The following is a 21,937-nucleotide window of genomic DNA, read 5'->3' on the forward strand; positions in this document are numbered from 1 at the left end:
CTATTGTGCCTGGAGCCAGAGTGAGTGCGACCAGCCCTGTGCCGGCGCCTGCGCCAGGACGCCGCCTTCCTCGAGGCGATTGATGGTGACCTCGTAGGATTCGGGCGTCAGCAAGCCCAGGAAGTCGTCGGTCGGTCCGATCAGCCGTCCGACCTCGGTAATCATATGGAGCTGATGATCGCGCGAAGCCGTGGGGTCCTCCATCGCCTGCAGGACCAGTTGGACGGCGGTGTCGCGGCGGGCCAGCGCCGAGCGCCAACCCTTCAGCGATGCTCTCAGGAAGCGGACGATCTGGTCGACCTTGTCGGTGTCGCTCAGCGCTGACTGGGTCGCATAGATACCATCCTGCAATGTCGCCACGCCCAGTTCCTCGAAATCGAAGATGGTCATGTTGTTGGCGTTGAAGCCGCGTTCTTCGAGCATGCCAAGCTCGTTATAGGTCTGTGCGGTGATGCAGTCGGCGGTGCCGTCGATAAGGTCGCTGACACCGACCGCACGGTCGACCAGCGTGATGCCATCGTCCGACCCGTCGAGCGGTATGCCGAGGCTGCTGAACCAGGCGCGCACGGTGAACTCGTCACCGCCCTTGTTGAACGCGACGGTCTTGCCGCGCAGATCCTCCGGCGTTTCGATGCCGGCGGCATCACGGCATGTGACCGTCTGGCCGGAGAACTGAAAGATCTGCGCGATGTTGACCAGTGACGCGCCGCGCTCGCTGGCATAAAGGACCGGCGGCAGCCAGTCGATCGCGACATCGGCCGATCCGTTTCTTAGGGCACTGAGCGGGTCGATGTCCGGGCCGCCCGGCAGGATGGTGACGTCGAGGCCTTCTTCCGCATAGAACCCGTTTGCCTGGGCGACGTAGTAGCCGGCGAACTGTGCCTGGGGCAGCCACTTGATCTGCAGGGTGAAGGGTTCGAGTGGACGAGGCTCCGCGTCCTCCGCTTCTGCTGCCGCCTCTTCGGCGGCGCTCTCGAGCTGCTGGACCTCGCCCTCGACCGTGGATTCGCCGGTTTCCCCGTCCTCTTGGGCCGACGCGGGCCACGCCAGAACCAGACACCACACAAGCACCAGATAACGCATCATAGAGAATCCCAACCGCTCAATGTGGTTCGGTACCGCACCAGTCGGCCATGAACAAGGCCACCGATTTTGTCACGCGCAGCAAAGAGTTCAGCTCGACCCGTTCGTCGAAACCGTGAATACGTTCGCTGATCGGGCCATAGACCAGGGCGGGCGTGTCGTCATAGAGCACGGAAACCCGCGCGTCGAGATAGGCGGGCGTGGCGCCGGACGCAAGGTCCTGTTCGAACACCGTTGAATGAACCCGCCGGAGGCAGGCCTCGGCTTCGCTGCCTTCTTCCAGCACATACCCTTCCGAGGTGAAGCCGTTATAGGTGATCGACGGCGGATGGTTGGACAGATAGGGGTGGTCGCGCGTCGCGCCGGCGATGGCCGTTTCGATGGCGCGCTGAGCGTCCTTCACCTTGGTCCCGGGATAAAGTGCGGCGCGCACGTCCAGCCGGCACCAGCACGGCACCGACGAGGCCCAGTCACCGCCTTCAATCTTGCCGACATTGATGGTGATCGGCTTGTCCATGTCTTCGAAATAGCGGTGTTCGTCCTTCTCGGCGTTGAGCTCGTCTTCCAGCGCCTGCAACGCGTCGATGATGCGGTAGGCCGCGGTGATCGCGCTGTTGCCGCTGCCGGACTCCGCGACATGAGCGGGCCGACCGCGGATCTCGACCTGGAACCAGACGACCCCGACATTGGCGCGCACCAGGCTGTCATGGGTCGGCTCGGTGATCAGCGCGGCGTCAGCGTGATAGCCGCGCACCAGGCAGGAGAGCGCGCCGTTGCCGGTGCATTCTTCTTCTGTGACCGACTGGAAATAGACATGGGCCGCCGGCTGTACACCGGCCTGTCTCAAAGCGTCATAGGCGAACAGGTTGGCGGCCAGGCCGGCCTTCATGTCGCCAGAGCCGCGGCCGTGCATCCAGCCGTCTTTGATGGCGGGCTCATAGGGCGGGAAGCTCCACATGTCGACCGGGCCGGTCGGTACCACGTCGATATGGCCGTTCAGGATCAACGAGCGGCCGGCCGCCTCGCGCGGGCGGTGCGTGCCCACCACGTTGATCGCGTTGTCATAGTTGACACAGACCGGCGAGAAGCCGGGATGGTCCTTGATCGTGTCGACATCGATCGCCCAGCGGTCCATGGCCAGCCCGCGCTGTTTCATGGCGTCATGCATGAAATCCTGGGCCGTGTGCTCCTGGCCACGCTGGGAGGGGAAGCGCACGAGTTCCTGCAGAAACGCAACCTGATCGTCGAACAGGTTATCGACCGCCTGGGTGATGGCGTGGGCAAGGGTGGAATCGGTCATGGGTCCTCTGGATAGGGCGGCGCAGGCGGTCCCGGCCACTATAGCCTGCCCGCCCGCTGCCCGCACAGGGCCCCGCGCGGGGTGTGATCCAGCCCCCTTGATTTCGCGCGGTCGAACCTATATGTCACGCTTTCTTCTGCCGCCAGGCCGACCCACAGCGTCCCCTTCGTCTAGCGGTTAGGACACCACCCTTTCACGGTGGAGACAGGGGTTCGATTCCCCTAGGGGATGCCATCTTTATCTGGTGAGGTGAGCAGGTCTAGTGGAGCCTGCAGGAAACTCTGACAGCAAGCTCCTGGCGCTCGATTGCTCGATCAACACTCTCTGCTAACGCTAAAGTCGGATTTGCGAGATTGATTGACCTGGTTGAGGCTAAGTGATGGTATTCAACTAGGTCTGCATCATAGAGAGTATTGATTACTACGATGGACAAGGTGGATCTTGTAAGTGCCTCTGCTCGGGCCGGTGCGATTTTCGAGGAGCCGTTTCTCGGTTGGTCGCCAGCAATTCCGACACGTTTCTTCAAAGCGCTTTACACTACTTTAAACGACGAAGTGTCCATTCAACCGACTGACCTAGTAGGTACATCCGGAAATTCCCTAGGCGACTATAGTGCGACACTCAAAATCTATGGCGGAAGCGATACAATTACGCTCCGTCCAAATGGCGTATTGGTCGACTTTCCAACCATAACGCCTGACCGAATCAACTTTGCCGACGACATAATGCTGAAAGCCTACAACGGCTTTCTGGGAGAGTTTGCGGAGGTCAAAGTTACTTCAGTTGAGGCAAACTCTAGCTGGCATTTAAGACTGGGTGATGGAGATCAGCTTTCGCGCATACTCGACTTAGGTACACATCCCGACCTTAGAGTTAAGTCAGAAGCTTATTCTGGTCATACCCTGCAACCTGCTATTCGATTCAGCCTGGTTGACGATAATGGTGTGTGGAGTGCGAGAGCTACCATCGAGAGATCTGTGCTAACCGACGCTAACCTATTCATTTTAAGGGAATTTGCGCTTCACGACACATCTGAATTTGGAGTGCCAGAAGAGCAGTTTGAATTAGTCAGGAGAATCGACAATATGATACTAGGTAAAATCGGCCTAAACTTAGAGAATTCTGTTAAGAGTCATGAGTAACATTTCTGCTTCGAAGTTGGCTCCAAGAGTTGGTGCAAACAGCCTGAGGCTCAACCCGGGGATGTCCAACTCACTCGGCCATCAAGCGTCAAACCGGTTTGTCGAAGTCAGAACCGCTGGCTCCGTGCGCGGGGCAGATTCGCGTTTCATTTACAAGGTATCGAGCAAAAACGTTCGGACGAAGCTTGAAGACGTGGAGTTTCGACTGGCAGAACTTGAGCGAGCCTCACTTAAGCCCGGTTCTGTTTTTGCTGATCAGGTCTTCATTGCTCACAGTAAGAATAATACCTGGGGATCTGGACGTCGCCAAAAGTCAACCGGGATTGTGGAGGCATTTTGCAAGATTTGCCAGAGATGGCAGCTCGATTTGATGTCGATGATCATGTTGTTGCACCTTGAAAATGTACCGGATCTTGCATCCAGGATACTGAGCGGTGAACAGTCGGTTTTGCCGGGCGATGTAGAAGATAGGATGACATATGTAGTCGCAATTAGCCTGGGTTTAGGAGCAGTCTTTGATGATGATGCTGCTGCAGAGCTGGATTGGCTAACGTCACCGCGCGAAGAGCTGCGAGGAGAAACTGCTCTCTCCTACATGCTTGAAGGCACTTTCCTCAACATCTTACACGTAAACGATTTTGTCGAAGAATTGCGCGGACTGAAGTAATTGCTGAGTCGACTAGGGGTACAGCATGAGGATCTTCAGGTAGTTCGGTTGTCTGCGTTCTCAGAATCCGTGGTTCGCTCGCTTGTTGAGCGAGGAGTAAGCCCTGATGGTATTGGCGATGTCCGGGCTAGACTGAGCAAGATTGGTTACGTTGAGAACTTTGACCAACTGATCGACAAGGTCTTTGATCAAAGCAAAAATCCTCGATACACGACACCGTTTCGCAAATCGCGATTTACTGATGGAAGTAAAGCAGTCTTCTACTCGGCGTTGGATGACGAAACGTCTATCGCGGAGATCAGGTTTCACCTTTCGAAAGATCAGTCGTTCGTTAATCCAACAGGATCTGTGTCAGCTCCACGCTACTATTGGCTATGCGAAGCTGACTTTTCTGGTCGTACGATGGATCTCTTCCAGATCTGGGCAGGATGTCCTGAGCTGACAAGTCAGGATGAGAGTGGCTACTCCAAGTGTAAGGACATTGCAGAGGAAGCGAGGGGTAGGAGAATAGATGCATTCCGGACCCCGTCGGCTAGACGCAAAGAAGGGGTGTGTACACCTGTGTTCAATCGTGAGGCACTATCTCGTAGCGTTCGACCGAAGAGACAAGGCAAGTTCGTTGTTCGTGCAGGGCAAATCAGATTTGAAGACATCTAGATCCCGTGAATCTTTGGTTGTGTTCAGGTGATGGGACCACAGATGTTCTCCGACTGGTAGCCGCGAGCGCCCGGAAGCCGTACACTGGGTCCGGGGATAGACATTTGAGTGTTGATGTCGATGGAAGTTCCGAGGCGATCGCAGCCCCTCGGTGTCCGGGCATTTGTTGGCGTGTGCGGTGCGGGTGCAAGCCTACGCGATGACCTGAATACCGTCTGTGGCAGGCCCACGACACGTTTGCGTGTCGGGCCGGCGTCTCTCGCCTTCATCGGGCGCGACAACGGCGCTCTCACCTTCGAAAAACCGGTCGATGCACAGATCCTCTATACCGGTCGGCCCTTTGTCGACGATCGGCTGCTGGGAAACTGCCTGATCGACCACCACGCGTTGCCAGCACCCGACAAGATTGATGGCAAGTTTGCCGCGCTGGTGGTCAAGCTCGATGGCGTCGAGCTTCTGACAGACTGCATCGGGGCGGGCACGGTCTTCTATGCGCAGGTGGAGGGGTGCCTCTACTTTGGCTCCCATCTGGGTCTGGTCGCCGCAGCGCTGCCGAGCGCGCCCGAGCTCAACGACCTGGGCGTCGCGAGCCAGTTGGCGGGTATCCAGGCCTTCGATGAAACCCACTTTCGCGGGATCTACAGACTGGAGGCGGGCGGTCGTCTGAGCGCCATCCGCAACGCCGACCAGTCGATTGATGTTCGCCAGACCCATGGCGACGGCATTCGCGGTCTGCTCGATATCGACGTCCCACCGCTCACGAGCGCCTCCTTCCGCTCGATGTTGGATAGCGGTGTGGCGCGTGAAGGTTATGACGCCAACTCCATTCTCATGCTGTCCGGTGGACGGGATTCACTCGCACTTGCCCTGGCGCGCGCACCGACACCCACGCGCTGCGCCACGTTTGGTGAACCCAAGTCCATCGACGTGCTGCGCGCAAAAAGAAGAGCCCGACGACTTGGGCTTGAGTTTTCGGCCGTGCCTTTCCAGGACTGGACACTGGAAACCTATCTGGACGAAATCGTGACGCTCAATGCCGGCTGTTCCGGACTGCAGGCGGCCCACAACATGGTTGGCTTCGACTGGGTCGCCGACAAGGCCAACTTGGCGTCCATTGGCTACCTGGGCGACGTCTTCAGGGATTCCCTGTTTGGCGTGCTGGAGAATGGGTCCGACGAAAGCGCGGTCATTCGTGTCATGGCGCTAAGGCTGAACGATCCGATCTTAAAGGACGTCTTCGCGAAGGAGCGTGAGACGCTGTCGGCGTTTATCAGGGACACCTACCGCGATCTCGCGCGCGACGTCGGGCAGCATCGCGCGCTCGCCATGCTGCGTTTGAAATGGCATCAGGCGCGGTGGATATCGATGTCGTTTGACCTCTGCGACTGGTACCTGCCGATTTCCTATCCGCTCGTGCAACGCGACCTCATTGCGGCGTGGCTTCAGTGCGACCTGAATGACCCATCGGATCGAAACCAGTTCAATCTGTCGCTGTCTGAAGCGTTGGCCGAGAATGGCTATCATCCGAACCCGCGCGGCAGCATTCCTGAGAGAGTTCGAAACAAATGTCTCGCCGCGCTCGCCAGGCTGAGCCAAGGCGGGCAAGTCATTCATACGTGTGATTGGCAGGCGATCGTTGAGCGGTCAGAGTTCCGGCCAGAGGCCTATGATTGCGGCCATGAGCGATTGTCGGATTACACGCGGCGTTCGTGGGAAGCCCTGGAAGCACAGGGTTTCCGCACCAATGTAAAGCCGGCCGTCTATACGTCCGCCGCGATCGCTGCGGCCTGCCGGCAGTTCTCACAAAGCGCGAACCAGCCCGCGCTGTCACAGATATCCGCCGCTTGAACGTCGCTCTGGCCGGCTACTTGATCTGCAGGAACGCGCCCTCGCTCAGGTGATCGCCGGGCTGAAGTCCGACGAAGTCTTCCCGCACATTCGCGTCGGCATCGTCGTCCCAAATGCTGTGGCTGCCTGGGGGCAGAGGCCGGTAGAAGGCGTCGTCGCCGAAAAAGCGGAGGACCAGGGTATGACGTTCGGTGCAGTGTGCATCCAACGGCGCACCGCCATGTAGCGCGTGGGGGTGGAAGGCGATGACGTCACCGGGCTCGGACGGGTAGGCAATGACGTCCCAAGCGTCAGCATCGGTGGCGCGGTCGCGCTCGATATCGGGCAGTGGCGTCCATTGGCCGCCATGAAGCGGTTTGGCCGGGTTGTCCGGATCGTCATAAGAACTGCCGTCGTATTGCGGTCCAAGGTGCGAACCGCGCACGACTTCGATCGCGTTGTGCGCGGGCAGAGATTCAAAGCTGATCCACAGATTGCACCACTGTTTGCCGCCATAGGGCGCGTAAGCCGTGTCCTGATGCCAGGGCGTGCGGCCGACGTTCGTGCCGCGTTTCAGGAAGATCTCTTCGGCCGAATACCAGACGTGTTGGCTGTCCAAGATCGCACCGGTGATGTCAGCAAACACTGGCGCGGTCACCAACGCCCGGCATCGCTCGCGTGCGGCCGGGTTGACGTTGTCCGCCCAGTGCTCGTGCTCGGTGCCTTCGTAGATTGTCTTGGTGAAGGCGCCGGGATGACTCAGGCTCCAGTCGAAGGCGTCGCGGCACAGGGTGAGAATAGCTTCGTCGAGAACGCCGCTCAGCTTGGTGATGCCGTCTCGCGAATAGGCCTCGCGAGGTGTTCGCAAGGCGTCCGATGAAGCCTCTACACGAGGCGTTGGCGATCCGAGGCTCATGTCACCTCCATCCGGCTCCGGTCTAGGGCGAAATGCACGGTGGTCCCGCCCAAGCCGTCCCAAACAAGTCTTGCGTTTGACCGGGGGACAGTCAACGCCGTATGCCTGACATGTCAGGGGAGACCCAATGCGCGTAGCAACACCAGAATCCTGGTTCGAAACTGAGAGCGTGTCCGATGATCTCACGCTGATTTACGAACCCCATGTCGTTGCCTTCACCCGCTGCAACATCTGGCATGTGCGCGGCCGCGATCAGGACTTGCTCGTGGATAGTGGTCTGGGCGTGGTCAGTCTTCGCCAGCAGATACCACTGGTAACCGAACGGTCGCTAAGCGCCGTGGCAACACACTTCCATTTTGACCACATTGGCGGCATGCACGAGTTCGAGAGCCGATTGATCCATGCCGAGGAGGCTAAGCTGCTTGCCGATCCAAGCGCGGACAACGTCTTCGCGGGAGACTCCATCTTTAGCCAACTACCGCCGGGCCCGTTCCGGTCGACTGAGTACAAGGTCAGATCGGCGCCGGCGACCCGCACGGTCGGCGATGGCGACATCATCGACCTTGGTGATAGGCACTTCGAGGTAATCCACACACCGGGCCACTCGCCAGGCAGTATCTCCTTGTGGGAGGAGTCGACGGGCATCCTCTTTTCCGGCGATACGATTTACGACGGACCGTTGTTCGACGGTGATTATGTCGGTCAGCGAAGCGACTATGTTGCGAGCCTTGAGCGACTGATTGCGCTTCCCGTGTCCGTCGTCCATGGCGGACATTTCGCCAGCTTTGGCCGGCAGCGGTTTCGCGATCTCATCGAGACTTGGCTCGTCCTGTGGTCGAGGGCCTGAACGAGGTCTTCGCTGAGGCCGCCGGGCCATCAACGCTGGTCGCCATGGCCCCGGATGAACGCTGCCACGGCTGGCACCACGCCGGGCGCGAGCGGCAGGTCCGGGTCGGCGTAGGTCGCGAGGTTGGCGTTCCGATCATCAGTGGTGACAGTCTTCAAGACGTGGTTGGTGTCTGGTAGCACCACGACATCCGCGCCCTTGTTGGCGGCACCGAGCCGTTCGGCGTCCGCGGTCGTTACCTGTATGTCGCGCGTGCCTTGCAGGACAAGGACGGGGACGCGCAGGTCCGCGGCGAGGGCGGCGGGATCGTGTCTCAGGAGATCGATCATAAAACCCTGGATCTCATCAGCGAAGAGGGGCAGAAGTGCCGGGTGCACGGCCGTAGTGTCGACCCGGTCGCCGGCTTCCAACCGCGTGAGCGCTTCGAACGCTTCGTCGAGGATCGGCGCGTTGGCCGGGTTGGCGCGCAACTGTTCGCGTATGACATCACCGTGGGGGCGTCCGGGCGTCGCCACGAGTAGGACGCCGCAGACCGCGTCATCCTCGGCCGCCGCCACCATGGCGACCGTGCCGCCTTCGCTGTGACCCAGCAGCCAGACGCAGCCGCGTCCGGTGCGCTCGCGGATCGTCGCGACCCAGGCGTGGACGTCGTTCGCATAATCGTCAAGCGTTACCGCGTTCGCGTCCGCCACCGCAGTGGCGCTGGCGAACATGCCGCGTTTGACGACACGCACGCTGGCGATGCCGCTCTGCGCCAGGCCTTCGGCGAGCAGGCGATAGGTTGACGCCTTAACGCCCAGGGGGTTGTTGCCGTCACGGTCGGTCGGGCCGGAACCCGGGATAATCAGAACGACCGGAACATCATCACCATCGGGCAACAGGAGTGTGCCCCGCATCGGACCTTGCGGCCCCGCCGTCTCGATCTGGATGTCGTCAAAGGTTGCGTGAGCGGACGATGTCATGATGGCGAGGATGGCAAGGGAAAGGCTGACAAGGCGGCCACATCGCGCCCAAGCGAGAACATCATTGAACAGGGCCGCCTCCGGCGCTACCAGTCGAACGGTTGGACCACAGCGATACGAGGGGATCGTAACACAATGGAAACGCCGGAGCCGTTCGACACGATTGCCCTTCCCGACGGGCCCTCAGGTCTGGCGCCGGACGGGTCGGCGGTGCGTCTGCTGTGCAAACTTGAGGGCGGCAGCATGGCGCATTTCACGCTCGATCCCGGCGAGGTGGCGGCACCGGTCAGCCACCGCACGGTCGAAGAGCTCTGGTACATCTTGACCGGAGAGGGTGAGATGTGGCGCCGTCAGGGAGAGCGCGAAGAGGTGACGACGCTTCGAACCGGCGTCAGCCTGACGATCCCGTTGGGCACCCACTTCCAGTTTCGCAACACCGGTGCCGAGCCCCTGACCTTTGTTCTCGTCACCATGCCGCCGTGGCCTGGCCCGGACGAGGCGTTCGCGGTTGAAGGGCACTGGAAGAACGACTAGGGCTTCCAACCCGCGTCGTTCTTGGTACTGCTGCCGTTGGCGCCATCGTTCTTGACGCCATTGCCGTTGGCGCCGTTGCGCCGCTTGGCATCGAAGATCGCGGGATCGTGTTTGGTTTCGCGCCGTTCACCGAACAGCAGACCTTGTTCCAGCCGGCGGCGCAGCGCGGTGTAGTAGTCCTGCAGGAAGCGCGCGTCGTCGCGGAAGAACGGATCGTCCTTCCAGCCGATCTTGCGTCGGATACGCCGGCTGACATCGGCCAGGGTACGGTCGTCCTTTTGGTGCTCGCTGCGCCGCAGGATGTCTTCGAGGACCTGCAGCTCGCGAATGCCATAGGCATCCAGTTCGGCCTCGGTGAATGTGTAGCGGGCTTCCGGCGCTGCGTCTGCGGCCTTTTTCTGGCTCAAGTCGTCTTTGAGGACGCGGCGCTCGTTCTCGATCACCCAGGTGCCGGCGATCAGGTCGCCGATACGCATGGCGTCGCGTTGGAAAAGCACGAGCACAAAGACGAGAGCCGTCCACACCAGACACATCACGCCGAACCAGCCGGCAAGCGCGTAGAGGTGGGGCAGCATCAAGACCGAGATCGGCAAAAAGACCTCGACCTCGCGGGTCAGGTTGCGGGTAACGACGGCCTCGGCGGTCAGCGGGCCGCCCTGCCGGTCGATGACGCGGATATGCATCAACCGCTTGCCCGGTGTCTGGCCGCGCCACTTCAGTTCAAAGAAGATGAAGTAGGGGCTTCTCAGCAGGAACGATCCCAGCAGCAGAAAGGCGTCGAGCCAGCCGTAGGTCAGGAAATCGCCGGCGGCGAGATAGAGTGCCAGCGCGAACAGCAACAGCGTCACGATTATGATGAAGAGATCGATGATCAGCGCCATCAAGCGGCTGCTGCGCTCGGCGAGCCGCACCGTCAGCGGCACGCCTTCGGGTGTCGTGATGTGACGGATCAGGCGGTCGCGCTTGGCGCCAAGAGGACTTGCTGCATCCGCCATGGCTAACGCCCCTGCCTGCCGGAAAAGGCGAAGTAGGCGATCCAGAACGCCAGGGCGACCGTGGCGATCGACAAACGCCATGCGGTGTCGGTGATAAGCTGGCGCCCCAGGCCTTCAAGCAGCGCGGCGACAAACAGCATGCCCACGGCGCCCAGCGCGATGATTGCGGCTTGTCGTCCCTTGACCGCGAGCGCCGCGCGACGCTTGAGCCGTCCGGGAAAACCAATAGCTTGGCCGAGTAAGAATCCCGCCGCGCCGGAGAGGATGATGGCGGCCAGTTCCGTCGAGCCGTGGATCAAAAGCCAGGCGATGAAATCGACACCCAGGCCGCGTCCGGCAAAAACCGCGCAGAACGCACCAAGGATCAGGCCGTTGGTGAACAACAGGTAGACGACGGGGATACCGAACGCGAAGCCGAAGGCGAAACACGCCAAAGCGACCTTCGCGTTATGGGTGAAGAGGAACGATGCAAACGCGATCAGCATGTCGGTCAGGCCGCCGCCGTCGTCGGTGATCGTTTCCCGCAGTTCCGCGCGCGACGCGTCGGGATCGCGGCCCGCGGCCATCCCAGGGTCGACCAGGGAATAGAACCAGTCGCTTTCCAACGCGACCAGCAGCCAGCCGAGGGCGGTGCCCAGGAAAAACAAACCGGCCGACAGCGCGATGAACCAACGCGCGGCGCGCACCGCTTCCGGCAGGTCGACGAAGACGAAGGCCTTCAGTGTCTCGGCGAAGGTGGCGCGGGCGCCATAGACACAGAAGTAACCGCGCGCAGCCAGACTCTCAAGGTACTGCAAGAGGTTGCGGTCGAGCGAAATGCTGCGCGCGACGGACAGCGACGACATGGTGGCGCGGTAGAGGATCGGTAGATCGTGCAGCTCCTGTGCCGACGCGCTCTTGATGCCGTTGCGTTCGATGCGCGCGAGCAGGTCCTGCAGTTTCTTCCACGTCGCCTCGCGTTCGCGTCGGAAGAGCGCGCTCTTCAGGCCGTTATCGCCAACCGGCTCCGCCATGTCAGATCAGCTCCCGCTGCTTGATGGTCAGATAGCGGTTGATGAGGTCGCTGTTCAGGTTGGTCGCGTCGGCCTCCAGGCAGTGAACGCCGAAACGGCGCAGACGCTCCAAAACACCGGCGCGCTCGCGTGCCAGATCGCCGGCGATGACTGCCTGGGAGAGGTCTTCCAGGGTCGCGGGCCGGTCTTCGATGGCGCCGGCCAGCACGGGGTCGCGCAGGACTGTGAACAGGATCAGGTGGCGGCTGGCCATGCGCCCGAGATTCTCGACCATCAACTCGGCGGTGATCGTATCGACGAAGTCGGTCATAACGACAACGAGGGAGCGTTGCTTCAGCCGACCCAACAGCGCGGTCAGGCCCAGGGTGAAGTTCGTCTCCTCGTCACGGTAGTCGAGCTGGGCGAGCGATTGCTGCACGCGTGGGAAAGCGCGCACGCCGCCTGATGGCGCGGCATAGAGCCTTACCTGTGCGTCGAAGCCGTAGACACCGACCCGGTCGCCGGCGTGCAGGCTGGCATAGGTAAGCACCAGCCCGGCATTGATCGCGCGGTCCAGCCTGGGAATGCCGCCGAGCGGCTCGCTCATCAGGCGACCGGTGTCGATCGCCATGACGATCTGGTGGTTGCGCTCGGTCTGAAACTCCTTGCTGACGAGTTTCCTGTGGCGCGCGGAATGTTTCCAGTCGATTGCGCGGCTGTCGAGGCCGGGCACATGGTCGCGCAGCGCGTCGAACTCGGACCCGCCACCGGCCTCGCGCTGCACCTTGCTGCCGAAGTATGCGTCGCGGATCTGCAGCGACAGAGCCGATTGTCTGACAGCGCGGATGTTGGGCAGAACCGGAACGTCCAGATTGATCTGGTGACCGGTTTTGCGCCAGGTGAGGCCGAGAGGTCCACGCCAACGCAGCCACAGCCTCTGGATGGCGGCGATTCCGCGCCGGTGCGGTACAAGATTTATGGCGACGGTAACGTCGCGCCGATGATCGATCGGCCGGCGCCGCATATCGGGCCGGTCGACGACGCCGGCGACTTCCAACAGGACATCGATTGTCGTCGTTCGCTCCGCGCCGGCCGCCACGAAACGGATTGTGAAGGGATCGCTTTCACCGACATAAAGAATCGTCGGGGCGTTCCAGTCCACAGACAAGCGTCGCGCGGAGACGCCGAGCATGCCATCGAGGAAGACGAACAGCACGGTGCCGCACAGCCAAGCCAGCCCAATGCCCCAGAGCTCCGGCAACGCGACGACGCCAAGCATGGTCGGCGGCACACCGGCCGCCACCAGCAGGATGGCGCGTCGCGTCGGATAGATCATCTGGGCGTCGCTATCTGGGTGATGATTTCGTCGATGACCTTGTCCGTATCCAGACCCTCGATCTCCGCGCCCGGCGCCAACACGAGGCGATGCCGCAGCGTCGGCGGCGCCAGGTACTTCACGTCGTCGGGAATAACGTAATCGCGCCCGCTGACCACCGCATAGGCGCGCGCCGCCGATGACAGCATGTTGGCCGCGCGCGGCGAGGCGCCGAAGTCGAGTGACGGGTGTTCGCGGGTCGCGCGGACGAGATCGACGACATAGCTCACGAGATCGTCGGAGAGGCGGACTTGTGCCACGAAGTCGCGGATCGCCTCCAATCCGGCCAGATCAATGATCCGCTCGACGCCGAACTCGCTGATCTGGGGCATGGTCGTGCGATGACCATGACGCGCGACGATGTCGCGCTCCTCATCGCGCGTCGGATAGGCCAGCACGTGCTTGAACAGGAAGCGATCAAGCTGGGCCTCGGGCAGGGGATAGGTGCCCTGCTGCTCGATCGGGTTCTGGGTCGCGACGACCATGAAACCCTGGCCGAGATCGTGGTCCTCGCCATCGATCGTCACCTTGCGCTCGTGCATGGCCTGTAGCAGAGCGGCCTGTGTTTTGGGCGGCGTGCGGTTGATTTCGTCGGCCAGCAGGAGCTCGGTGAAAATCGGGCCCCGGGTCAGAACGAATTCGTTGCTCTGAAAGTTGAAGAGGTTGGTCCCCAACACGTCGCCCGGCATCAGGTCGGGCGTGAACTGAATGCGTCCGAACTGCAGGCCCAGACAGGACGAGAACGTCTGCACGATCATCGTCTTGGCGGTGCCGGGGACGCCTTCCAACAGGATGTGACCGTCCGAGAGCAATGCCACAAGCAGCAAGTCGACGGTTTGCTGCTGGCCGACCACCACCTTGGCGATCTGCTCTTTGATCCGGCTATTGACGCTAGCGATCGTCTCGAGGTCCACGGATCATCTCCTGTCTCCATTGATGAAAGGCGGCGGCGATATCGATCGTGCGCCGCGCATCCGGCCGGGTTCTGGGATCGGCCGTACGGTTGAGGTCTTGGTTAAGACGTTCGAGGTTGCGGCTGATGCCACGCGCATCGGCGACACGTTCAAGCCAAGCGTCGCGGGCCGCCCGATCCAGCCCGGCGGGCGCGTGCAGGCGGTGCGCGACATCGCGCACGGTCGCCTGGGCATAGCGCGTCAGCATGTCGCGGAAATGGCCGCCCAGGATCAACAGCGCCGACATGTTGCCGATCAGGGCCGCGCTGCCCGATTGCAGCGGGCGCGGCAGTTCGTAGCGCGTGCCGAACGATCCGGTGATTGCCCATAGCAACAGCAGAAGCACGATGGCGGTCTGGATGGTGACAATCGCGGTTGGGAACTCGAACAGAAGCTGTGTCAGGCTGATTGGCTCGATCGTCTCCTGAACGGCGAGATCGAAGACAACCTGACCGTCTGCCGGCGCCATCGCTTCGATCATGGTGACGGCGAGCGCGGCGTTGCTGCCACGGTGCAGGCCATGGTTGGCGACAAAGTCGGGATCCGCCACGACCCAGATACGGCGGTCGCCATAAGCCACTTCGCCGATCAACATGCCATCATCGCTGCCCAGCACGGGGCGGGCCTGCGAGGAAGCGAAGAGTTGCGGCTGTGTCAGGGTCGGCGAGAGACCCAGTTCATTGATAGTCCAGTCGACGGGTGATGGCGGGCGCACGATCTTGCCGTCAGAGACAACCATGCGCAGCATCGAGACGACGTCGTCGACCTCCATGCCGGTGGCGTCGGCGACCCAGCCGGCGCGGATCGGGTCATCAACGACATCCCATTTAGGCAAGATAACAATCATGCGGTCGCCGACCAGACGGCTCGCGACGAAGACCCGGTTGTCTGCGGTAACGGGCCTGCCTGTGACCACGCGAAGATCGTCGCTTTGTTTGCCCAGCGAACCACCTCGGCCGCGGTCGACATCGACCGGGATATCGAGGTCTTCGAGCAGCTCATAGAACGCGCCTTTGCCGATGGCTGATATGGAGACCACGCTGGGATCACTGCCGGTCACGTTGTCGCCGACGTCCTGGCGCATGGCGACGGCGGCGGCAGCGACAGCCAACAAGATGACCGCGCCGATAAGCGCGCGCATGCGGTTGTCGAGGCCGCCCATCAGTTCGCCGCCAAGGCTGTCAGCAGGCGCTGGGCGCGCTCATGGCTGTCTTCATAGGTCTCGCGGTTGATGCTGCGGCCGCCAAAGTGGCCCAGCTCTGCGGCGCCGACCAAGTGGGCGAAGTCCTGGCGGGGATTGGCGCCCAGCTCGATCAAGCGAACCAGCTCCCGCGCGGTCAGCGCAGGGCGCACGGTGTCGTAGCGCTTCCGCATCGCCTCGACGACGACCAGCAGCAAGGCATGGATGGCCTCGCCATAGGCGCCCTCGCGGGCCAGGGCTTCGGCATCGGCGAACTGCGTCGGCCGTCCCTGTTGCGTGCCGTCTCGCGAGCCCCAATTTTCCTCGGCCGTCCCATCCAGGTCCGACCGTCGCGGCTTGAGCCGCATGTTCATGAAGGCGCGTATGCTGGTATAGGCGACAAAGATGATGGCTCCGGCCAAAAGACCATAGGAGACGACCTCCAGCACATCGGCCAGCCAGTCCAGGTTCACCGGGTCGGATTGCGGCTCGTCGACTTCCGGTTCCGGGTCTGGCTGTGGCAGCGGCTCGTCGACGCCGGGCAGGCTGGTCTGATAGTCGCTGCCGTCATAAACCGCGTCCACGGCCGTGCGAACGGCGGCTTCGTCGACCTCCGCCTGTATCGACCAAGGCGAGGCAAGGACGAACACGGCGGCCAGACAGGCCACCGCGCTTTGCCGAAATCGCGACTTGTGTAGCAACGCTCTCGTCATTTGCACTCAAGAGTTGATCGTACCGGCCTGATTTTCCAGGAAAAACGCCTTCCTTGGTGCGTTCCGTCACTTTATCCCTATGATCGCGATATGGCGCTGTTTCGACGCCAAATCATCCTCAGGAGCTCGCCATGCTGTCGGTGCCGTGCAATTTCGATCGAACGTTCTCCTTCGAGGCCGATAAAACGGCCTTGCTGGCGATCGATATGCAGCGCGATTTCCTGGATCCCGAGGGCTATGTCGCGTCCATAGGTGGCGACATCTCGATGATGCGCGCGATCATGCCGCGCTTCGGCGCGGTGCTGGCGGCGGCCCGCGACGCCGGACTCTTTGTCGTCCACACGCGGGAAGGCTATCAGGCCGACGGCTCGGACATGTCGGCGATGAAGAAGGCGCGGCGGCCGGAACAGGATCGTGGTCCTTTGGGCCGTTTCCTGATCTGCGGCGAGGCGGGCCAGGCGCTGGTGCCGGAATTGGCACCGATGGAGGGTGAGCCGGCTTTTGATAAGCCGGGTTTCAGTGCGTTCTTCCGCACCGACCTGCAGGCGACGCTCGAAGCGCGCGGCATAACGCATTTGATCATCATGGGGGTGACAACCCAGTGTTGTGTGCATTCGACGCTGCGGTCGGCCGTGGATTACGGCTACTACTGCCTGACCGTGGAGGACTGCTGCGCGGCCGAGGAGCAGTCGCTGCATGATGAGGCGATCGTGCTCATCTATGGCGAGAAACATCTGTTCGGATGGGTCACACAGTCGGACAGGCTGATCCCCGTCCTTTGTCCCTGACCCAGCCCCATCTATCTGGCACAGCAAGGTTTTCGCGATCGCGACGGCGCGCTATGGTGCGCCGCTGTATGGGCATGGTGACGGGTCTCCGATGGGCAAGCGCGCAGATGGGGTAGGGCAGAAGCGGCCTGCGGATTCGCAGGCTTCCGTTCGTCCGTCCTCAAATGACGGTCGTCTGACGGCTGCCATCGATGCTTCTCCCGGCCCCGTCGTAATGACCGATCGTGAGGGCCAGGTTCTCTATGTCAACCAAGCCGCGGCATCGACGGACGCGCTGATCGCCGCGGATGAGGAAGGCGGTGATAGCCGGGTCCACGAGAGCCTGTTAGCTGCGGCACGGGACGGACAGGACGTGCTTGCGGCGTCGTTTGGTGGCGTCAGTTTCGGTTTCGACATCGTCAGGTCCGACAATGACGGGTCCTTCTGTTTCTTCGGCCGTGAAGCGGCGACGGCGAAAGACGATCTCGCTCACTTTCCCGAGCACAATCCCAACCCGGTGCTGGCGACCGACAACGCTGGCCGGCTAGTCTTCGCCAACGCTGCTGCGGAAGCGGTTCCCGGACTGATCGACGGCAACACCCATCGCCTGGTCCCAACTGCCTTGTCAGACGGTATTGCCCAGGCGATGGAGACCGGACGCCTTCGGGAGGTCGAGTTTGCCCATCATGGCCGCGACTTTTCGTTCGAACTCTACCCGGATCGCGAAACCGGCCGTGTAAACATCTATGGTCGCGACGTCAGCAAACGCATGAACGCGTTGCGGAGCCTGCGCGAGACGCAGGTCTTGCTGGAGGCTGTCACCCAGCATTCGCCGACCGTGATGTGTCTGAAGGATGCGGGAGGCCGTTACCTCTACACCAATCAGAAATTCCTGGATCTCCATGAACTCAGAAGCGAAGACGTCATCGGCAGGTCTGCGAGCGAGCTGTTTCCGGCATCGTTCGCCGACCCCTATGTACTGCATGACCAGGAGGTCTTGAACACCGGTGATGTAATCGCGCGCGAGCAGACCGTGACGACGCCGGGCGGCGAGCGCACGTTCATGGAGGTCAAGTTTCCCATTACCATGCCGTCAGACGGATCGGTCGCGATCGGCCTGATTGGCACCGATATCAGCGACAAAAAGGCCTTCGACAGGGCGTTGCGCGACAGCGAGATGCTCAAGGGTTCGGTGCTTGAGTCGGCTCTTGATGCCATCATTTCGATCGATGAGCTCGGCACGGTCCTGGAGTTCAATCCGGCCGCCGAACGGACGTTCGGTTTCACGCGCGATCAGGCGATCGGTCAGAGCCTTTCCGACCTTATCGTGCCCGACTCGATGCGCGAGGCCCATGCCACAGGCATGGAGCGCTATCGTACGACGGGCGAAGAGCGGGTGCTTGGCCAGCGACTTGAGCTGCCGGCGGTTCGCGCCGATGGCAGCGAGATCCCGGTCGAGATTGCGATCACCGCGCGCGACGTGGACAACCGGAAGATCATTACCGCCTATCTGCGCGACATCACCGAACGCAAACAGGTGGAAGAGGAGATTCTGCGCGCCAAGGATGCCGCTGCGGCGGCAGAGGCCCGTCTGCTGGATGCCATCGCGAACATGTCGGAGGGCATTGTTGTCTATGACGCCGATAACAGACTGGTACTGTGCAACCGCCGTTTCCAGGAGTTCTATCAGTACCGCGATGAAGACATTCGTCCGGGCACCCATTTTGACGATCTGATCCGGCTTGACCTGGAGAACGGTGTCATCGCCGACCAGGTCGGCGCGCCGCATTTCAAACGACGCATATGGCAGCGTGACGAGCATGAGGGTTCGCTGGAGATCCGCCTGACCGACGGGCGCTGGCTGCAGATCCGCGACCGCAAAACCGCGTCCGGTGGTACCGTCAGTATTCAGGCCGATATCACCGAACTGAAGTCAGCGGAGAACGCAATCAGCGAAGCGGAAGTTCGCCTGTCCGACGCCATCGAGAACATGTCCGAAGGCATTGTTGTTTACGACGCCGACGATCGGCTGGTGCTGTGCAACAGGCAGTTCAAAGAGTTCTATGGCTACTCCGATGAAGACGTGGTTCCTGGTGTCCGTTTCGCCGAGCTCGGCCGTTTGGACGTGCAACGCAACATCGTCGTCGTCAGTGGCGATTCCGACGACTATCTCCAAAAGCGGGACAATCACCGCCGCACCATGCGCGGCTCGATCGATGTTCAATTGACGACCGGGCGCTGGCTTCAGATCCGCGATCGAAAGACGGATTTCGGCCGCACGGTCTCGATCCAGACTGACATTACGAAACGGAAGGCGACGGAGGCAGCGCTTGCCGAGAGCCAGCAGATGTTGAAGACGGTCATCGACGAGACACCGGCGGTGATCAACCTGAAGGATGTCGACGGGCGGTTCATTCTTGCCAACCCGGCTCAGGCCGAATTCTACGGTCTTGAACCGGATGAGTTGACGGGAAAGGCCATCGACGAAATCGCCGACACCGAATACGCCGCGAAGACCCGTAGCCGGGACCGGCAGGTGATCGAAGGTGGCGCGCCGCTGCTCGGCTTTGAAGACACCTCGCGCGACGCCAGCGGCCGTCTGCTGACGTACTACACGACCAAGGTGCCGCTGGCCGAGGCCGATGGCCGCGTGCGCGCCGTCCTGACGATTTCCCATGACATCACGCTTCGCAAAGAAGCCGAAATCGCGATGCGCGATGCCAAGGAACAGGCTGAGCTGGCCAACCAGGCCAAGAGCCGTTTTCTGGCCAATATGAGCCATGAACTGAGGACGCCGCTGAACGCCATCCTGGGCTATACCGAACTGATCACCGACGGCATCTATGGCGAGGTGCCCGAACAGGTCACCAAGGTCGTCGACCGTGTCAGCAAGAACGGCCGCAACCTTTTGGGGCTGATCAACGACGTGCTGGACCTCTCCAAGGTCGAAGCCGGACAATTCAAACTCTCGCTCGATGCCTATGCCATGGGCGAGGTGGTCGAGTCCGTCATCGCATCCGTCGAGCCCTTGGCGCGGGAGAAGGACCTCGATCTCAACTGGTCGGTCCCGTCCGACTTGCCGGTCGGCCATGGCGACAGTCACCGTTTGTCGCAGGTTCTGACCAATTTGGTCGGCAACGCGATCAAGTTCACCGAGAGCGGCGAGATCTCCGTGACCGTCGAGGTCGATAATGCCGACTTCCTGGTGCGCGTGCGCGACACGGGCCCGGGTATCGATGAGGGTGACCACGAAGCCATCTTCGGCGAGTTCCAGCAGGCTGACAGTTCCAGCACGCGTGAGCAGGGCGGTACCGGTTTGGGGCTCACCATATCGCGGCGTTTCGTCAACATGCACGGCGGCCGTTTGTGGGTTGAATCGGAGCTGGGTCGCGGCGCGACCTTCTTGTTCACCGTGCCGATCCGTGCCGAACAGCAGGAGGCTCACCCATGAGCGGGCGCATTCTTGTTGTCGAGGATCAGGACGACAACAAACAGATCATGCGCGATCTCCTGAGCAGCGCGGGCTACGAGGTGCTTGAGGCATCGAGCGGCGCCGAGGCGATCGAGGTTGCCCAGCGCGAGCGCCCGGACCTTATCTTGATGGATATCCAGCTTCCCGGTATGGACGGCCACGAGGCCACGCGTCGGCTGAAGGGCGATCCCGACATGATGCATATTCCTATTGTCGCCGTGACCTCCTATGCGTTCGACGGTGACCGGCAGGAGGCCATCGAGGCGGGCTCCGACGCCTATTTTGCCAAGCCGGTAAGCCCGCGCGAAATCCTCGCCAAGGTCGGGAGCCTGGTTCCGGGCGACGGGCCATGACGGATTCGGCGCGTATCCTGATCGCGGACGACAACCCCGCGAACATGGATATCCTGGAGACCCGGCTGGCGGCGCAGGGGTACGACATCCTCCAGGCGCGCGACGGACAGGAAGCGCTGGATGTGGCGTTGAACGAAAGGCCGGACCTGGCGCTGCTCGACATCATGATGCCGAAGATCGACGGTATCGAGCTCTGCCGCCGCCTCAAGTCCGACGCGGCGCTGCCCTTCATGCCGATCATTCTGGTGACGGCAAAGTCCGACCCCGCCGACATCGTCGCCGGTCTTGAAGCCGGTGCTGAGGAATATCTGACAAAGCCGGTCGAGCAGGCCGCACTTGTGGCGCGCGTCAAGTCGATGCTGCGGGTCAAGGCGCTGCACGATCAGACACTGGATCAGGCCGAGCAACTGGCAGCCTGGAACCGGGACCTTGAGGCGCGCGTCGAGAAGCAGGTGAACGAGCTCGCGCGGCTGGGCGCATTGAAGAGCTATTTCTCGCCACAGGTCTCGGAACTCATCGTGTCGCCCGGCAACGAGGCGCTGCTGGAAAGCCATCGCCGGGAAATCACGGTGGTGTTCTGCGACCTCCGCGGTTTTACGGCCTTTTCCGAATCAGTGGAGCCGGATGAAATCATGGCCGTGCTTCACGACTATCATGACGCCATCGGTCCGCTGATCTTCGCCTATGAGGCGACGCTGGAGCATTTCGCCGGCGATGGTCTGATGGCGTTCTTCAACGATCCCATACCCTGTGACGACCCGGCGGAGCGCGCCGTGCGCATGGCCGTCGACATGCGCGATGCCATGGCCGACCTCGCCAAAACATGGGCACAGAAGGGACACGCGCTTGGCTTTGGTGTCGGCATCGACATGGGCTACGCCACACTTGGCCAGATCGGGTTCGAGGGTCGCTTTCACTACGGCGCCATCGGACAAATCCCCAATGTCGCGTCGCGGCTAAGCGGGCGCGCCGGCGACGGCGACATCTACATCACCCGCCGGGTCAACACGAACGTTGAGACGATCGCCGAGACCGAGGCGGTCGGAGAGCTGGATGTGAGAGGGCTGTCGAAACCGTTGCCGGTATTCAATGTGATCGGCCTTAAAGGCAAGAGCTGAAAACACCGCAACGCTGTGATATCATTGAATTTATGGACTGGGGGCCGTCGCTCTGGGCGACGGTGGTTAAAGTAGGGGGAAGGC

19 protein-coding genes and 1 tRNA gene are annotated in these 21,937 nt (G+C 61.5%); 10 read left to right on the forward strand and 10 right to left on the reverse strand.

Annotated elements, in window-relative coordinates:
* Positions 1–1,086: an ABC transporter substrate-binding protein gene (locus AAF563_05580; GenBank protein ID MEM7120727.1), complete on the reverse strand. Its 1,086-nt coding sequence runs from the start codon at positions 1,084–1,086 to the stop codon at positions 1–3.
* Between the two features lie 16 nt (positions 1,087–1,102).
* Positions 1,103–2,383, reverse strand: a complete 1,281-nt coding sequence (locus AAF563_05585) for an ArgE/DapE family deacylase (GenBank protein ID MEM7120728.1) — start codon at positions 2,381–2,383, stop codon at positions 1,103–1,105.
* Positions 2,384–2,542: 159 nt separating this feature from the next.
* Between AAF563_05585 and AAF563_05590 the strand changes: the two genes are divergently transcribed.
* The 4 genes from AAF563_05590 to AAF563_05605 all read left to right on the forward strand — a co-directional run bounded on the left by AAF563_05590 (position 2,543) and on the right by AAF563_05605 (position 6,697).
* Positions 2,543–2,617: transfer RNA gene (locus AAF563_05590), tRNA-Glu, on the forward strand.
* Between the two features lie 191 nt (positions 2,618–2,808).
* A complete protein-coding gene (locus AAF563_05595) occupies positions 2,809–3,525 on the forward strand; it encodes a hypothetical protein (protein MEM7120729.1) in 717 nt (238 codons plus the stop codon).
* Complete coding sequence (locus tag AAF563_05600) at positions 3,518–4,192, forward strand: antitoxin Xre/MbcA/ParS toxin-binding domain-containing protein (protein MEM7120730.1); 675 nt, start codon at positions 3,518–3,520, stop codon at positions 4,190–4,192. Before AAF563_05595 ends, AAF563_05600 begins: the two co-directional genes overlap by 8 nt.
* A gap of 894 nt (positions 4,193–5,086) precedes the next feature.
* Positions 5,087–6,697 (forward strand): hypothetical protein, encoded by a 1,611-nt coding sequence (locus tag AAF563_05605; GenBank protein ID MEM7120731.1) that lies wholly within the window; start codon positions 5,087–5,089, stop codon positions 6,695–6,697.
* A gap of 16 nt (positions 6,698–6,713) precedes the next feature.
* On the opposite strand, the gene AAF563_05610 is transcribed toward AAF563_05605, so the two are convergent.
* On the reverse strand, positions 6,714–7,592 hold the full coding sequence (locus AAF563_05610) for a phytanoyl-CoA dioxygenase family protein (GenBank protein MEM7120732.1): 879 nt from the start codon (positions 7,590–7,592) through the stop codon (positions 6,714–6,716).
* A 127-nt stretch (positions 7,593–7,719) separates the two neighbouring features.
* Here AAF563_05610 and AAF563_05615 point away from each other — a divergent pair, with 127 nt between their 5' ends.
* Positions 7,720–8,439 carry an MBL fold metallo-hydrolase gene (locus tag AAF563_05615; protein ID MEM7120733.1) on the forward strand — a complete coding sequence of 240 codons (720 nt, stop codon included), beginning with the start codon at positions 7,720–7,722 and terminating at the stop codon, positions 8,437–8,439.
* Between the two features lie 29 nt (positions 8,440–8,468).
* Here AAF563_05615 and AAF563_05620 read toward each other — a convergent pair whose 3' ends face one another.
* Positions 8,469–9,401, reverse strand: a complete 933-nt coding sequence (locus tag AAF563_05620) for an alpha/beta fold hydrolase (protein MEM7120734.1) — start codon at positions 9,399–9,401, stop codon at positions 8,469–8,471.
* Between the two features lie 135 nt (positions 9,402–9,536).
* On the opposite strand from AAF563_05620, the gene AAF563_05625 reads away from it, so the two are divergent.
* Positions 9,537–9,935 (forward strand): cupin domain-containing protein, encoded by a 399-nt coding sequence (locus tag AAF563_05625; protein ID MEM7120735.1) that lies wholly within the window; start codon positions 9,537–9,539, stop codon positions 9,933–9,935.
* On the opposite strand, the gene AAF563_05630 is transcribed toward AAF563_05625, so the two are convergent.
* The 6 genes from AAF563_05630 to AAF563_05655 are packed head-to-tail and all read right to left on the reverse strand — an operon-like array spanning position 9,932 to position 16,143.
* Positions 9,932–10,930, reverse strand: a complete 999-nt coding sequence (locus AAF563_05630) for an RDD family protein (GenBank protein ID MEM7120736.1) — start codon at positions 10,928–10,930, stop codon at positions 9,932–9,934. The genes AAF563_05625 and AAF563_05630 overlap by 4 nt on opposite strands.
* A 2-nt stretch (positions 10,931–10,932) precedes the next feature.
* On the reverse strand, positions 10,933–11,943 hold the full coding sequence (locus AAF563_05635) for a stage II sporulation protein M (protein ID MEM7120737.1): 1,011 nt from the start codon (positions 11,941–11,943) through the stop codon (positions 10,933–10,935).
* A 1-nt stretch (position 11,944) separates the two neighbouring features.
* Positions 11,945–13,258 (reverse strand): DUF58 domain-containing protein, encoded by a 1,314-nt coding sequence (locus AAF563_05640; GenBank protein MEM7120738.1) that lies wholly within the window; start codon positions 13,256–13,258, stop codon positions 11,945–11,947.
* On the reverse strand, positions 13,255–14,211 hold the full coding sequence (locus AAF563_05645) for a MoxR family ATPase (protein MEM7120739.1): 957 nt from the start codon (positions 14,209–14,211) through the stop codon (positions 13,255–13,257). Before AAF563_05645 ends, AAF563_05640 begins: the two co-directional genes overlap by 4 nt.
* Positions 14,189–15,412, reverse strand: a complete 1,224-nt coding sequence (locus AAF563_05650) for a hypothetical protein (protein MEM7120740.1) — start codon at positions 15,410–15,412, stop codon at positions 14,189–14,191. Before AAF563_05650 ends, AAF563_05645 begins: the two co-directional genes overlap by 23 nt.
* Positions 15,412–16,143 (reverse strand): hypothetical protein, encoded by a 732-nt coding sequence (locus AAF563_05655; GenBank protein MEM7120741.1) that lies wholly within the window; start codon positions 16,141–16,143, stop codon positions 15,412–15,414. Before AAF563_05655 ends, AAF563_05650 begins: the two co-directional genes overlap by 1 nt.
* A gap of 131 nt (positions 16,144–16,274) precedes the next feature.
* Between AAF563_05655 and AAF563_05660 the strand changes: the two genes are divergently transcribed.
* The 4 genes from AAF563_05660 (at position 16,275) to AAF563_05675 (ending at position 21,853) form a co-directional block, all read left to right on the forward strand.
* Positions 16,275–16,931 (forward strand): isochorismatase family cysteine hydrolase, encoded by a 657-nt coding sequence (locus AAF563_05660; GenBank protein MEM7120742.1) that lies wholly within the window; start codon positions 16,275–16,277, stop codon positions 16,929–16,931.
* A gap of 91 nt (positions 16,932–17,022) precedes the next feature.
* Positions 17,023–20,361, forward strand: coding sequence for a PAS domain S-box protein (locus tag AAF563_05665; GenBank protein ID MEM7120743.1), 3,339 nt, complete (start codon positions 17,023–17,025; stop codon positions 20,359–20,361).
* The gene (locus AAF563_05670; protein MEM7120744.1) at positions 20,358–20,735 is read left to right on the forward strand and encodes a response regulator; all 378 of its coding nucleotides are present in this window, start codon (positions 20,358–20,360) and stop codon (positions 20,733–20,735) included. Before AAF563_05665 ends, AAF563_05670 begins: the two co-directional genes overlap by 4 nt.
* Positions 20,732–21,853 carry a response regulator gene (locus AAF563_05675; GenBank protein MEM7120745.1) on the forward strand — a complete coding sequence of 374 codons (1,122 nt, stop codon included), beginning with the start codon at positions 20,732–20,734 and terminating at the stop codon, positions 21,851–21,853. The genes AAF563_05670 and AAF563_05675 overlap by 4 nt, the downstream gene beginning before the upstream one ends.
* The last annotated feature ends 84 nt before the right edge of the window (positions 21,854–21,937 follow it).

It is taken from the genome of Pseudomonadota bacterium (assembly GCA_039028155.1).
GTDB lineage: Bacteria > Pseudomonadota > Alphaproteobacteria > SP197 > SP197 > JANQGO01.